Genomic DNA, 14245 nt, shown 5'->3' with positions numbered 1-14245 from the left:
GGATTTTTGCAGGCATTATCGTCGTGTTGCTCACTTGGCTGACGTTATGGATCACAAAGAAGGCTTATTCCAAAAAATGGGATGAATCAGATACATAGCAAGCCGCTGATGAATGATCAATCGTTTTGAATCGACTGTACATGAGGCTCCTTGACCGGCCAAGGAGTTTTTTTGTATGTGTTTTTCGTAATTTAATAAACTTGGAAAAGCGTGTATAATATGGACAAAGTTAATGATGAAGGAGATGCTGTTGATTGATTCCCTATGACCAGGCTCAGTCGCTCATACATAAGAAAGAGAAACGCTATTATGTATTGGCGCTTATTTTTAGTATTGCGGTTTATCTGGCACTATTTGTTACGATTATTTTTATTGCCATCATTCCTATTCTTATTCTTTTGCCGCTTTTCGCTCAGGCGATCATGCTGGCAACCATTCGGACAAATGGGGTACGAATTACGCCAAGGCAATTTCCAGAGGTATTTGAAATCGCGCAGGAGCAGTGTGCTAAAATGGGCTTTGCAACCGTTCCGGACATATACATCATGGAATCAAGCGGCGTATTAAATGCTTTCGCCTCGCGTTTCTTTGGGCGAAATATGGTTGTCCTTTATTCGGACTTGTGCGAAATCCTTCAGACTGGGGGCGAGAAGGAGCTTGCGTTTATCATTTCACATGAGCTGGCTCACATCAAACGCAATCATTTAACGAAGCAGCTGCTGATTATTCCCGCATTGTGGTTTCCGTTTATCGGTGAAGCGTACTCCCGCGCTTGCGAATATACATGCGATCGCATGGCAGCCCATTTCACCGATGATGCAGAATCCGCGATGAACGGTCTAACGATTCTTGCCATTGGCAAAACGCTTTACAAGAGAGTCGACCGTGAACAATATTTGATGCAAAGCAGTTATGAAAAAGGTTTTTTTGTTTGGCTTGCTGAGAAGCTTTCGACGCATCCGCCCTTGCCGAAGCGGATACATGCAATCCAGCAGTTTGCCGGCATTCCAACTGAAATTGTGTTTAAGTCAACGCGTTTTGGCGCAATTATCGCTGTAATCGCAGTACTGGTGTTGGCTGGATCGATTGGCATTGGGGTCACATTCTCAAAATCGATTGATACCTTTATAAGCTCGGCTGTTGCTGATACGCCTACGGATGAGGAGCTGCTTGGAGCGGCCTCAGAGTCAGATCTTCAGCGTGTACAGTCTTTGCTGGCTGCTGGGGTTGATCCAAACGCAACAGACGAAGAGGGCTGGACAGCGCTGATGTGGGCTTCTCAATTGAATGAAACAGCGATCGGCGCTGCATTAATAGATGCCGGAGCAGATCTGGATATGGCGGAGATGAGCTATGAAGAAACAGCATTGACCGTTGCCTTATACAATAGCAGTCTGGAAATGGTTGCGCTGCTGCTTGAAGAGGGCGCAAACCCTGATTTGCAGGATAGTGAAGGCTGGACACCATTAATGACAGCTGCATCAAATGGTGACGTAGAGGCGACGAGACTATTGCTGGAAGCCGGGGCCAATCCGATGAAGGTGGATGAAATGGGATATACGGCAGAGGATTACGCGCTAGAGAATGGCTTTGAGGATATCGCTTTGATGCTTCAACAAGGTAATCAAATATAAAAAAAAGAAGCTTGATTGCTCAAGCTTCTTTATTCTATGTATATCGATTCGTTATGAATTTGCTTGATGGTCGGGACGACACGATTTGAACATGCGACCCCCTGGTCCCAAACCAGGTGCTCTACCAAGCTGAGCTACGTCCCGAAAAAAATGGTGCCGTCGAGAGGACTTGAACCCCCAACCTACTGATTACAAGTCAGTTGCTCTACCAGTTGAGCTACAACGGCACGTCGAATTCGTTAAACACAAGATGTATTATTGCACATAACTTATACTAATTGCAACTGTTTTTTTAATTTTTTTTGAAGAGGGTGATTGCGATGAAGGTTGTACTTGCTCCCGATTCCTTCAAAGGCTCCAGAAGCGCGGTTCAAATCGCAAATCGGATGGAAGAGGGCATCCGTATCGTATATCCGGATGCCGATATCGTAAAGCTTCCGATGGCAGACGGCGGCGAAGGCACAATGGAAATTATCGTGCAGGCTACTTGCGGCGAGTTCATAACCGTACCGGTTCATGACCCTTTAGGCCGGATCATTCAAGCCAGATATGGCATTACTGGAGACGGACGTACGGCAGTTATTGAGCTTGCGGAAGCATCGGGTCTTGCATTGCTGCAAGGCGATGAGAAGGCGCCGCTTATTGCTTCAACTTATGGCACTGGCGAGTTGATTCGGCATGCCATTCGAGCAGGCTATCGCCAATTTATCGTTTGCCTGGGAGGAAGTGCGACCAATGACGGCGGCGCCGGTATGCTGCAAGCGCTCGGCATGAGTCTGATGGATGAGGGCGGGGCCGAACTGCAGCGAGGCGGAGTCCATTTATCGAAGCTCGTGTACATAGATGACTCTGAATTTGAAAGCGGGATTCGGGAAAGTACATTTATTATAGCAAGCGATGTGCGCAACCCCTTATGCGGAGAAAATGGCGCTTCAGCCGTTTACGGACCGCAGAAGGGAGCGAAACAAGATGAAGTAAAGCTGCTGGACCATGCATTGCTTCATTATGCTGATTTGGTTTGCAAGCATACGGGCGTTGACGTATCATGCCTTCCTGGCAGCGGCGCTGCTGGCGGAACAGGTGCTTCCTTGTTGGCTTTTTTTGATGCTACGATGCAAGCTGGCGCGCGTCTTGTTATGGATACTATCTCATTTGACGAGCATATCCGTGATGCTGATTGGATTATAACAGGCGAGGGTAGGCTAGATGGGCAGACCGGATCAGGCAAAGTGGTAGAGGCTGTGTGTGTGGCGGCAGCCCGGCAGCACATCCCGGTCATCGCAGTATGCGGGTCGGTAGAAGCAAATGCGGCGTACACGGCGAAGCTTGGCCTGTGCGCCTGCTTCTCACTCGTGCCGGGTCCCTGCTCTGTTGAAGAGGCGATTGCCCGAACGGATGAGTGGATGCGCGAGAGAATGATCCATATTTTCAGCCTATTAAGAACGAATAAAGGATAGGGATGGAGTGCAGATAGCTTCATACAAAAAAACAGCCCTTGCGTCTAGCAAGGGCTGCTTGTTCATTGTTCATGATGTGCAATTAGATTATGCCGTCTCGCCTTCGACTGCCTCTTCATTTTGATGAATAAGCATTTCGACCTTGCGAATACGGTTTTTGCTAGTTTCGCGAATGATGAATTTATAATTTTCGAAGAAATGCTCCTTGCCTGGCTTCGGATCAGCAACCTGGCTGTATAACCAGCCGCCAACCGTATCAACATCCTCTTCCTCGAAGTTCATTCCAGTTAGATCGCTAAGCTCGCTGAGTGATACTTTACCATCCAGCAGGTAGCAATTATCTGCAAGCTGCTCGATTTCCTTGCGCTCGTCGGCATCGAACTCATCTCGAATTTCCCCAACGATTTCTTCCAAAATATCTTCAATCGTAATCAGGCCAGAAGTGCCCCCGTATTCATCGACCAATATGGCGATATGAACGCGTTCCAGCTGCATCCGTTTCAGCAGCATTTTAACTGGCGTAACCTCGGACACGCTGAGTACCGGATGAACGAGCTTCTTGAAATCTAAATCACGATCGGTTTCATATTCCAGGAAAAGCTGCTTCGTATTAATCATGCCCACGATGTTGTCCTTGCTTTCAAGCGCGACCGGGAAACGCGTATATTGTTCTTTACGAATAATTTCCATGTTATCGGCTAACGATTTGTTTGTGTACAAGCAAATCATATCGGTGCGCGGCACCATAATTTCTTTGGCAAGCAATTCATCAAAGGCAAAGATGCGGCTCACATATCCGTACTCTGTATTGTTAATCTTTCCGCTTTGGTAGCTTTCATTAAGAATGATTTGAATTTCTTCTTCCGAATGCGCTTCTTCATGCTCCGTGGCAGGCTTCAAACCGAACAGGCGAACCAGTGCGTTAGCCGAGCCGTTAAGCAGCCAAATGAAAGGATATAAGATTTTGTGGAATAAAATAATCGGTTTTGCTGTTAAAAAACTAATAAACTCGGCTTTTTGAATCGCCCATGTTTTTGGTGCAAGCTCCCCGACTACAACGTGCAGGAACGTTACCGAAATAAATGCAATCAAAAAGGATAGAATATGACTGATGTCATCATTTAAAGCAAAGCGTTCAAACAAGGGTAAAAGCATTTTTTCAACTGTTGGTTCTCCCAGCCAGCCAAGCCCGAGTGCTGTGATGGTAATACCTAATTGGCAGGCTGACAAGTAGGCATCCAGATTACTCGTAACCCGTTGAACGGCAAGCGCGTTCTTCCGGCCCTCAAGCACTAACTGATCGATCCGACTGGAGCGAAGTCTGATGATGGCGAACTCCGTTGCGACGAAAAAAGCAGTTAATAAAATAAGAAGAGCAATCATGAATAAATTGAATCCTATACCCATTTTCGTTTCTCACTACCCTTTTATATTTATATTTTTTTTATTCTTATGATCTACTATAACGAATGATTACAGGTTATGACAAACGCCATATGCAACGGTAACAGCCTTAAATGCGCTTTTAGAGCGATTTTACGAGGTGGAAAAGCTTATTCTCATTGATTTTCGAGCCTTTACAAGTGTCATTCTCCGGCATATGATGAGTTCATATGAACTTGAAATTCAAAATGTTTGACGAAAGCGCGAGGAGGAAGCGATATGGAGTCCTTTACGCTTACTCGAAAAGAGATGGCTTGCCTGCTGCTTGCTTTAGATGGAAAGTATAATCTGAAGCCGCTGCAGGTGCTGCAGGCCGCATGGACGAAGACGCATCAATATGATTTGGAAAAGGGGACGGGGCTGCCCGCATTTCTATCCACGCTGCTGCCGCCGATCATAGAGAAGCTAATTAAGGGAAATGAGCTGAAAGGCTTTTCGCTTCACGAAATTGCTGCTCTCGGCCAGCTGATCGAGTATTCAAATCTGTCGATTACCTCCATGCAAAATTGGGTAAAGCGAGATTTTAAGCCTTATTTTAATTGTCCGAAAGCGGGCAAAAAATATTCTCTAAACCAAGCGGCGTTATTGTTTATAATCGATGATTTAAAATCAAATCTCGATTTTGAATCGATTCGCAAGCTGTTTGAGATCGTATTTAAGAAGCCTGAGGATGAATCGGATGATTTAGTTGGACCTATTGAATTATATGCATCCTACACCAGTATGTTTGAGGAGCTGGACGCAAATAACGATCAATTGCTAGATATTTCCGGTCATTTGAAGGAACATCCCCATCAGGATTCGTTGACGGAGCATGTTATACGTTCGTCAGCGAATCAATTTGCAAGCAGATTGCCTAATTTAACGGATAATCAGCGGGAAGCGATTAGGAATATTTTGCTAATCGCAGTTATTTCAATACAAACGTCCTATTTTCATTCTTTATCAAGGCGATATTGCAATGCGACTTTATTTCTAAATCCGGAATAAAATAGTTCAAAAGGGATATACAGATTCCAATTAATGCCTTATAATTATCATTTCATAGTTACAATATACTAGAAACTGAAAAAGGCAAACTTGTTGAAAGGCAAGGACGCAAAGTTATGGGCCTAAGGTGCATGCACTAAGGCTGCCAGACCGTCAGAAGGATATATAGCTATTTAAGCTGTCCGCCTCCTGAGGCTGGATAGCTTTTTTTTTGTGTTTTTCAGAACAAAGAGGAGAGAGAAACAAATGTTTTTTAAGAAATGGCTGGAGAGAGCCGGGAAATTAACAAAGAGGTTGAATACGAAAAAAATTACAAGCAGACTGTTGCTTATTTCCGCAATCATTACCATTTTTAATTTAGGATCAGGCATTTTTATTTATGTTCAAAACCTTTCCGTGGCCCGTTCAATTGAGGATACAGAGGAATTGACAAAGGTCGAGCGCAATTACCAAAACATTTCGAACCGATTGCTGAACGGGATGCTGCTCCTAGTCGATGTCATTGAAAATGGCGATAGCGACTTGGATGCTGTCATAAAGGACTTGGAATCTTTGCCTCCAAAAATTGATGATTTAGAGAAGCAGCTCATCGAAATGGATAAAAAATATCCGACGCTTACAGATAACGGTGCGAAATATGCCAATCAAGTCGGTGTCATCCGTCTTGCCTATGACAACTTGATGAAAACAAATACAGATGTTTCCGGACTGACTGCGGAGGAAAGATCGCTTCGGATCGGCAGCTTGATTAGCGTCTACACGGTTATTTTAAGCTTCTCCAACGATATCATGAATGAGAGGCTGACCACCGATACCGCTTCAACTCAAGGCCGTTTAAATGATGATGTTTCTAGCGCAAACATTATCGTGCTCATCAACGTTATTTTGCTTGCTGTGCTTCCGGCTATTATGATCTTTGGCGTTACGCAATCGATCAAGACAGGACTTTTGGGAATTACAAGGCGCATCCGCGCATATGCAAATAATGATTTTACAATCCATGAAAAGCTTGTGCGGACGGATGAATTCGGACAAATCGATCAAGCATTGGCTGAAATGGGCGATAACTTGCGCGAAACGATTAAAGCGACGCTGCAGGTAAGTGAATCAGTGCTTCACGTATCGCGCAACATGGATACGATGATCGGAAGCAACCGTAAGGCATCGGAGGATGTGAAAGGTCAGGTCGATCTTGGAAGAGAGGTCTTATTATCGCAATATGATGACGCATCCTCTATTTCAGCAGTAACGGAGGAAATCTCTGCAAGCTCCCAGCAAATCGCAGCATCAAGCGAATACATAAATAATGATATGCGCCAAATGAAGCAATCCTCCCAGAACGGCTCGAAGCAAATGGCGGGAGTTGTCGTGATGGTGAACGAAACGGTGGATCAATTCGCTAAGCTGACAGAAGCTTTTGAGACGATGAATGACCGTTACAACAATGTGTCTAAGTTTTTGAATGGCATTCAGGATTTAAATACGCAAACTAACCTGCTTTCTCTGAATGCGTCGATTGAATCCGCAAGAGCGGGTGAGCATGGAAGAGGCTTTGCAGTTGTCGCGGAGGAAATTCGGAAGCTGTCCAGCCAGACGGATACAATTTCCAAGCAGATCACAAAGGAATTAACGCTCATTCAAAGCGACGTGGCGCTTAGCAGCAAAACGATCGGAAGCTTCTCAAATGTTATTCATTCAACGCGCCAAGCATCGGAAACGGCGAGCGGCACGTTCCAAGCGCTTGAATCGCAGAGCAGTGTGCTGTCAGATCAAATGAGCGAAATCTCTACGGCGATCAACGAGATTACGGCTGGTATCACCCACATTGTAACGGCGGTTGATAAGCTGTTGACTACTTCCTCGGACGTTAATGGGAAAATGGAGCATATGAGCGAGCTCTCCGTTAAGCAAAATGATATTTCCGATGAATTGCGCACGCTTGCTGAGAAGCTAACTCATTCTTCTCAGGATTTGAAGGAAAAGGCTTCTGTATTTGTTGTGTAATTAAGCTCATTTCGTGAGTTGAATAATTGGAAGAACCCGAAAGAAAAACACTTTAGGAATAGTGTTAATCTTTTGGGTTTTTTACTTTCGAAAAAAAAAATCTCGTACCAAGGCTCGCCTGTTTCGAATACTCATTTCCGTTATTTGAAGCTGCTTGATCTAAGCCCTTTTAAATGATTTAAAGGTGAAATGTTACAATAGGGACACATCCAGCAAGGTTTTCAACGATATTATAAATATTCTTTCTGATGCTCCAACATTGACGCAGCTAAATCGGAATACGGTTGACGGAAAGCAAATGGAAGTGGTTCAATTGAACTAACATCTTTTATGACATCAGAGAGGCAGTGCTCAATTATGTTTAAACAATTTATGAAAGCCGCAAGGGTGAGGGTCATTCCGGTTATGCTTATCCCGGTGGCGCTTGGTGCGCTTGGGGCTTATGTTTGGGATGGCTTATTCAATCCTTTATTATTTGTCATAACGCTAGTGGGCGCGGGAACGGCTCATTTGTTCTCCAATATGATCAACGACCTGTGGGATTATTATAATGGCACCGATTCTGCTGCTCAATCGACGGAAGGAGCGATTGCGACGAACTCTGGTTATTTGACCAAAGGGACGTGGAGTATCCGCACTTTTGCAGCCGTCACATGGGGGCTGTTTGGCATCGCGGCGATATGCGGCGTTATTCTCAGCCTGTTAAGCGGCTGGCTTGTGCTCGTATTTGGCGTTCTTGGGGCATTGATTGCCTATTTCTACGTGGCGCCGCCCATTCAGTTTGGCTACCGCGGGAAGGGATACAGCGAAGTGGCCATTTTACTTTCCTTCGGCGTGCTCCCTGTTGTGGGTGCTTATTTTGTGCAAACGTCGCAGCTTGATTACCGGGCATTGCTGCTGTCGCTCCCGATCGGGCTTTTAACGACGCTTATTTTGTTCAATCATCATTTCTTGCACTGGCAGGCTGATAGGCAGGCTGGCAAGCGGACGTTAGTGGTGGTATGGGGCGAGAGACGGGCTTTGTTATTCTCAAGGGTATTGCTTGTACTGGCTTATTTCACGCTTGTGATCGGCGTAATGGCAGACGCTTTGCCGATTTATGCACTGCTTGCGCTGCCTACGGCGATCCCGCTGTACCTCGTTTACGGAAGGCTTAGCTCACATAACGAATCACCAGCGTATTTGCCGCTAATGGGCGCTTCGCTGCAAGCAACCGTCCGTTGCGGCGCTATCTTAATCGCTTCTTTAATTATCCAAGGACTCGTCTAATAATTCAACAAAGAGAGAGGTCATCACGATGGGCAAACAATGGACATTAGGAGATTTTCATACGATATTAAATGAAGGAGAGGTGTGGAAAATCGGCGGGTTTCCGCTGCAGGACGGCTCCTTCTGGCAGTATCGCGAGCCGAATGCAGTCGTAATCGTCCGCAACGGAATGCTGTATGTTCGCGCGCCGCTCAGCCGATCGAATGATCACATTCAAATTCTGGATAATGCTAAGCATATGTATTATTCCGCCGAGCCGGTTGCCGTACCTGAGGCAGGCGAAATCAGCTTTGAGCTTCAAATTCGCGCGAGGTCCCAAAACACGGCACCCGATGATTTATATGACGGTTTTGTTTCTTTAAACCTGCTTGATTTCTCTACAGGCGGTGCGCTAGATTTCTTTGCAGGCAACGATAAATACGCCAGCGTATACGCCGTACTTCCTTTTCCTGGAGTAAAGGTGCCTGAAACGGACAAAACCCGTTATTTTTGCGTGTTCAAGGAGGATACGGACTTTGAAGCAAGAGCGTTTAATACGTATAAGATAACGTATAACCGTGCTGCTGATGTCGTCGTTTTTTATGTGAATGGACGTGAGGTGCGGAGAGAGCAGAACGTACCGGTGAAGTTCAATCAATTTACAGTTGCGCTTGGCATTATGACGGAAAAGGATTTGACGCCAGAGGGCAGCGTGTCGGTGCATGGCCAGACGGTAATTGCAGAGTGGTCGCCCATTACGATTGAAATAAATGAGTAAGCTGTTGTGAAGGAGCTGCATTATGTTATTCGTTCTTGTTGCATTGTGGGGTATTGCGGCCATTATATGGCTCTCAGATCGGCAAGCTTCCATTAATCATTGGTTAGGCGCCGTAGCATTTAGCGGAGGGGCGGGAGCGCTTGCTGCCGTTCTGGATCTGCAATGGCTTCCTGCTGCAGCGGAATCGGGGATGAATGAGGTAGCGCAGCAGCTTCTCTACCGCTTGCAAGCGGTCTCTTCATTAACATCATATTATGGATTGCCTTATTCCTTCGCGCTGTTCGCCGTCGCTTATCGGCCTGTTCGCCTGTCTAAGCGGCTGCAGCAGCTTCTGCCCTTTTTACTGCTTTTACCCATCTTATTGTGTATTGTATTTACGCCCTTCTACACAGAAATGTATCCCATTTCATTCAAAATAGTAGCCTGGTGGGCAGTGCCTTACATTCTTTATGGCGCGGTACAAATTCTGCTTAAGCGCCAGCTGCATGCATCCTTCTCGCGCACGCACTGGATCATCTGTTCAGCCGTGCTGCCCCCGGTTATGTTCTGCATGGTGATGAATTATGTGCTGCCAAGCTTTGGCATGCTGCGCATGTGGGTTTATAATACGTGGATTGTAGGTTTAGGCGTAACGGTATTCGTCATTGGTTTATTCACATACGGCTTTATGGGCGTGCGGGTCAACATCGATCGGCGGAGATATGATTCTACGCTCAGAGCGGTAACGTCGGGTACGGCTATCCTTAATCATGCCATTAAGAACGACGCGGGCAAAATGCGGCTATTTTCGGAGAAAATGAAGGCTTATGCGATCGCTACAGATCAGAAAGAGCTGCTAGCTGATATTGAGACGGTGCTTCACGCCTCCAGGCATATGCAAGAGATGCTCCAGCGCGTTCATCGCCGAACAGAGGATTTGGTGCTGCGCGTTGAAGCAACGGATTTGGCAGCGCTAATCGAGCAAACGATGAATGGATACAAACCCGTTCTTGGCAATATCAAGCTTCATGCTTCGCTAATCGAAGGATGGAGCTGCCGCATTGATCCGGCGCAGGTAGGCGAGGCACTTGGCAATATCATTGCTAATGCTTTGGAGGCGATGAAGGATAAGGGTGAGCTGCACATCCATTTAAGCGAGACGAAGCGGGAGCTCGTAGTCGAGGTGCGTGATACGGGTCCCGGCATGTTCAAAAGCGAATTAACAAAGGTGCTGGAACCTTTTTATACGACAAAAAGCGGAAGCGACACCAATTTTGGGCTAGGCCTGCCTTATGCGTACCACGTTATGCGCAAGCATAAGGGTATGCTGGAGCTGCGAAGCAAGCCGGGTTTAGGCACATCCATCTATATGACGTTTCCTAAACGAAGCGTGCTAGCAGAACGAGCAGCAGTGAAAGAAGCCGAGAGGAGAGAGGTTCATGGATAATATTCGGGTATGGATCGTTGAGGATGATGCCGATTGGCTTCGCGGTCTTGTTGCGTATTTAAACAAGGAGCCGGATATCAGCGTCGTTTGGACAGCGAGCAGGGCGGAGGATGTTAGGGAAGCATTCCTTGCAGGCAAGCAGCAATCGATACCGGCGGATGTTGTATTGATGGACATTATGCTGGATGGCAGGCCGGAGGGCGTGCTGCTCGCCGAGGAGGCAGCCGTATCTTCTGGGGCGAAAGTCATTATGCTGACCTCTATGGAGGAGAAGGAGCTCATCTTCCGTTCCTTTCAAGCGGGAGCTATCGATTATCAGATCAAATCGGATTTTGAAAGCCTGCCTGATGCCGTAAGGTCAGCCTTCCGAAGCCAATCACCGATCAACGCAGCCGTTGCAGATCGGATGCGCGAGGAATTCCGAAGATTGAAGCAGCTAGAGCGCGAATTCGAAGTGAAGAAGCTGGGCGATCTGATTACGCCATCGGAGCTGCAGCTGCTCGACCTGATTGATCAAGGCTATACGCAGCCGCAAATTGCCGATAAGCTGGTTGTATCGATCCGTACGGTCAAAAACCATGTTAATCATATTCTAAAGAAGCTGAATTTGACCGGTTCACGTGAAGCGGCTAATAAAGCCAAGGAAATGGGCTTATTCCATAAGAAGAATGACGAAGATAGTACCAGATAATGTTGGTACTATTTTTTTGTGCCATTTTTTACATAATAGAAAGAGAAAGGAGGGTTAAATGATGGTTTTTGAGATGTTTTCAGCCGCTCATTTTGTCGGATTGGCCGCGGCGATTGTCGTATTTGTCGGTATTATCGTTTTTCGCAAGCCTATGAGGAAGCCGGCGGTGAACCGAAAGGTGCGTTATGGGCTGGCGAGTCTGTTAATCGTATGCGAAGCCTCCCTTCAGCTATCCTACTTCCTGGATCATAGTTGGGGCGTTGGGTCATTGCCCTTTCAGCTGTGCAGCCTGATGGTGCTGGTTAGTGCGCTATTGTTATTTTCGAATAAAAAAAATCTTTATGACGTCGTGTTCTTTCTCGGAAGCATGGGAGCTCTTCAAGCGCTTTTGACCCCTAATTTAGATGAAACGTTTCCACATTTCCGTTATTTTCATTTCTTTATTGCGCATATCGGAATCATTGGCGCTGCTTTGTTTATTATGGCAGTGGAGCGGTATCGTCCGACCATTCGTTCTGTGCTGAAAGCCATTGTTTGGCTCCATGTGCTCGCAGTACCCGCAGCCATTACGAATACCGTCACGGGGACGACTAACTTTATGTTTTTGGCACATAAGCCCGGTACAGCGTCCTTGCTCGATTTGCTGGGGCCGTGGCCTTGGTATTTGCTGCAGCTGGAAGTCATCGTTTTCGCCATTTGCTCGATGCTTTACGCCATCGTACGGCTTCTCGACCGATGGTTTAAAAGCAATACAGATATCGATAGAAGGAACAGGAGTCTCGAAAATAATGAAAATGGTGAATGAAAGACGAGGGCTTTGTGGAAATAGGGGAACAGACATGCAGCGGGACATAATTCTTTTTGCGATGGAGATAATGAAATCGTCTAGCTTGACAACTTGGACGATATTTAATAAAGTAACTATTGTAAAGTAATTAATAATAACGTTTAGATTAATTCGAAAAATCGGCTGACACAAGACATTTGAGAGGTAGGAGAAATCATGACATCAGAAGCATTTTTGGATGCAATCAAAGCAAGACGCTCGTATTACGGCATTAGCAACGAGGCAGTAATCTCCGATGAAAAAATTGTAGAATTGGTGCATGAGGCAGTAAAGCACACCCCGTCTTCCTTTAACTCACAAAGCGCGCGAGTAGCTGTTTTGCTTGGCGAAAATCATAATAAGCTCTGGGATATTGCAACGAATACGCTTCGCGCGATCGTTCCTGCCGATCAATTCGAGGCCACGGAGCAAAAAATGAGTTCCTTCAAAAGCGGATACGGCACGGTCTTATTTTTCGAAGATAAAAAAGTAGTTGATGGCCTTATGGCAAATTACCCGTCATACGCGCAAAACTTCCCGATCTGGTCCCAGCAATCCTCAGGCATGCATCAATTGGTTGTATGGACTGCGCTTGAGAAAGAAGGCTTTGGCGCTTCGCTTCAGCACTATAATCCGCTTATAGACGAAGAGGTTAAATCAACATGGTCTTTGCCTGATTCTTGGCAATTGATTGCACAAATGCCTTTCGGCAAACCGACAGCGGAGCCTGGAGAGAAAACATTCCAGCCGATCGATGAGCGCGTGAAGGTATTTAAGTAAAAGCATGAAAAATGATTAATACGCAAAAACAGTCGAACAGGAGATTCCAGTCCTGACGGCTGTTTTTTTTGCATTATGGATTATTCAGTGCTGACATTGCTATTAAGCTGGTTAAATGCTGCTGCAAAGCCTATAATGGAGGTGGTTTTTACACATATAGTGCCGCGCTTAGTGGAGATAGGAGAAAACAATTGATTAAAGCGGTATATTTTGACTTGGACGATACGTTGTATGACCAGCTTCAACCGTTCCAACTGGCGGTTCAAAGCACTAATTTGGTTCATTATATCAATGAGCGTTTAACCATAGAAGACTTATATAGACGAATTAGGCGACATAGTGATCGCTTATGGGAGAAACATAGTAGCGGTCAAATGACGCTTGAGGAGCTGCGAGTCGAGCGGGCTGTCGCGGCCTTTCATGATCTGGCAATTGAAATATCGGCTGAAGACGCTTTGCTGCTGCAACAAAATTACGAGCTTGAGCAAAATCGTCTTACGCTTAGAGTTGGCGTGCTTAAGTTGTTCGAGCAATTGAGGGATAGCGGCATCGATATTGGTTTGCTTACGAATGGTCCCGTTCTGCATCAATGGAATAAAATAAAAACACTTGGGCTTTTAAACGTGTTTGATGAGCATGCCGTATACATTTCGGACGGAATCGGCATCGCGAAGCCAGACCCCCACGTATTTCATCATGTTCAGCAGCGCACAGCGTATCTGCCTGATCAAATGGCGTATGTGGGGGACGCATGGCATAATGATATTACACCTTCCTTCCGGGCCGGGTGGTTACCTATATGGCTAAACCCCAGGAAACAGCAGCCTCATGCGGAGGACATCGACGTAAAATATATGGAATGCCAATCCATTCATGAGGTATTGCCAATGATTACGCAGCTGAAAAATAGGGACACTGGCTGTTTGCTCTAAAAACATGTACAATAAAAACCGATATACATAAAGTAA

The 14245-nt window shown here is 45.9% G+C and carries 12 protein-coding genes, 2 tRNA genes and 1 riboswitch; of the genes, 11 read left to right on the top strand and 3 right to left on the bottom strand.

The features are described from left to right. The first annotated feature begins 254 nt into the window (after nt 1–254). A complete protein-coding gene (locus HI950_RS08165) occupies nt 255–1634 on the top strand; it encodes a M48 family metallopeptidase (RefSeq protein WP_169083354.1) in 1380 nt (459 codons plus the stop codon). Nucleotides 1635–1701: 67 nt separating this feature from the next. Here HI950_RS08165 and HI950_RS08160 read toward each other — a convergent pair. After that, nucleotides 1702–1778: transfer RNA gene (locus HI950_RS08160), tRNA-Pro, on the bottom strand. 7 nt (nt 1779–1785) lie between these two features. Beyond that, nucleotides 1786–1861, bottom strand: a tRNA-Thr gene (locus HI950_RS08155). A 93-nt stretch (nt 1862–1954) separates the two neighbouring features. Between HI950_RS08155 and HI950_RS08150 the strand changes: the two genes are divergently transcribed. Continuing rightward, nucleotides 1955–3091 (top strand): glycerate kinase, encoded by a 1137-nt coding sequence (locus HI950_RS08150; RefSeq protein WP_169083353.1) that lies wholly within the window; start codon nt 1955–1957, stop codon nt 3089–3091. 87 nt (nt 3092–3178) lie between these two features. Here the strand turns inward: HI950_RS08150 and HI950_RS08145 are convergent, their stop codons facing one another. Further along, on the bottom strand, nt 3179–4498 hold the full coding sequence (locus HI950_RS08145) for a hemolysin family protein (protein ID WP_169083352.1): 1320 nt from the start codon (nt 4496–4498) through the stop codon (nt 3179–3181). 255 nt (nt 4499–4753) lie between these two features. Between HI950_RS08145 and HI950_RS08140 the strand changes: the two genes are divergently transcribed. The 9 genes from HI950_RS08140 (at nt 4754) to HI950_RS08100 (ending at nt 14209) form a co-directional block, all read left to right on the top strand. Further along, entirely contained in the window at nt 4754–5524 is a 771-nt protein-coding gene (locus HI950_RS08140; RefSeq protein WP_169083351.1) for a DUF1836 domain-containing protein, read from the top strand. 73 nt (nt 5525–5597) lie between these two features. Beyond that, nucleotides 5598–5682: riboswitch (cyclic di-GMP riboswitch) on the top strand. An 88-nt stretch (nt 5683–5770) separates the two neighbouring features. Continuing rightward, nucleotides 5771–7528, top strand: a complete 1758-nt coding sequence (locus HI950_RS08135; protein WP_169083350.1) for a methyl-accepting chemotaxis protein — start codon at nt 5771–5773, stop codon at nt 7526–7528. A gap of 357 nt (nt 7529–7885) precedes the next feature. After that, the gene (locus HI950_RS08130) at nt 7886–8797 is read left to right on the top strand and encodes a prenyltransferase (protein ID WP_169083349.1); all 912 of its coding nucleotides are present in this window, start codon (nt 7886–7888) and stop codon (nt 8795–8797) included. A 28-nt stretch (nt 8798–8825) separates the two neighbouring features. Then, nucleotides 8826–9554 (top strand): DUF6081 family protein, encoded by a 729-nt coding sequence (locus tag HI950_RS08125; protein WP_169083348.1) that lies wholly within the window; start codon nt 8826–8828, stop codon nt 9552–9554. Nucleotides 9555–9576: 22 nt separating this feature from the next. Beyond that, entirely contained in the window at nt 9577–10980 is a 1404-nt protein-coding gene (locus tag HI950_RS08120; protein WP_169083347.1) for a sensor histidine kinase, read from the top strand. Further along, the gene (locus HI950_RS08115; protein ID WP_169083346.1) at nt 10973–11671 is read left to right on the top strand and encodes a response regulator transcription factor; all 699 of its coding nucleotides are present in this window, start codon (nt 10973–10975) and stop codon (nt 11669–11671) included. Before HI950_RS08120 ends, HI950_RS08115 begins: the two co-directional genes overlap by 8 nt. Nucleotides 11672–11729: 58 nt before the next feature. Next, nucleotides 11730–12476, top strand: coding sequence for a YwaF family protein (locus tag HI950_RS08110; RefSeq protein ID WP_169083345.1), 747 nt, complete (start codon nt 11730–11732; stop codon nt 12474–12476). A 198-nt stretch (nt 12477–12674) separates the two neighbouring features. Further along, nucleotides 12675–13277, top strand: coding sequence for a nitroreductase family protein (locus HI950_RS08105; RefSeq protein ID WP_169083344.1), 603 nt, complete (start codon nt 12675–12677; stop codon nt 13275–13277). Nucleotides 13278–13468: 191 nt separating this feature from the next. Then, entirely contained in the window at nt 13469–14209 is a 741-nt protein-coding gene (locus HI950_RS08100) for an HAD family hydrolase (protein ID WP_169083343.1), read from the top strand. Nucleotides 14210–14245 lie beyond the last annotated feature (36 nt).

Origin of the sequence: Paenibacillus sp. PL91 (assembly GCF_012935325.2) — a bacterium.
Lineage (GTDB): Bacteria > Bacillota > Bacilli > Paenibacillales > Paenibacillaceae > Pristimantibacillus.
This window is presented reverse-complemented; position numbering and strand designations above follow the sequence as displayed.

Bases quoted from the DNA above. Each gene is read 5' to 3' on its own strand.
- HI950_RS08150 (WP_169083353.1), top strand. From the start codon at position 1,955: ATGAAGGTTGTACTTGCTCCCGATTCCTTCAAAGGCTCCAGAAGCGCG.
- HI950_RS08145 (WP_169083352.1), bottom strand. From the start codon at position 4,498: ATGGGTATAGGATTCAATTTATTCATGATTGCTCTTCTTATTTTATTA.
- HI950_RS08140 (WP_169083351.1), top strand. From the start codon at position 4,754: ATGGAGTCCTTTACGCTTACTCGAAAAGAGATGGCTTGCCTGCTGCTT.
- HI950_RS08135 (WP_169083350.1), top strand. From the start codon at position 5,771: ATGTTTTTTAAGAAATGGCTGGAGAGAGCCGGGAAATTAACAAAGAGG.
- HI950_RS08130 (WP_169083349.1), top strand. From the start codon at position 7,886: ATGTTTAAACAATTTATGAAAGCCGCAAGGGTGAGGGTCATTCCGGTT.
- HI950_RS08125 (WP_169083348.1), top strand. From the start codon at position 8,826: ATGGGCAAACAATGGACATTAGGAGATTTTCATACGATATTAAATGAA.
- HI950_RS08120 (WP_169083347.1), top strand. From the start codon at position 9,577: ATGTTATTCGTTCTTGTTGCATTGTGGGGTATTGCGGCCATTATATGG.
- HI950_RS08115 (WP_169083346.1), top strand. From the start codon at position 10,973: ATGGATAATATTCGGGTATGGATCGTTGAGGATGATGCCGATTGGCTT.
- HI950_RS08110 (WP_169083345.1), top strand. From the start codon at position 11,730: ATGATGGTTTTTGAGATGTTTTCAGCCGCTCATTTTGTCGGATTGGCC.
- HI950_RS08105 (WP_169083344.1), top strand. From the start codon at position 12,675: ATGACATCAGAAGCATTTTTGGATGCAATCAAAGCAAGACGCTCGTAT.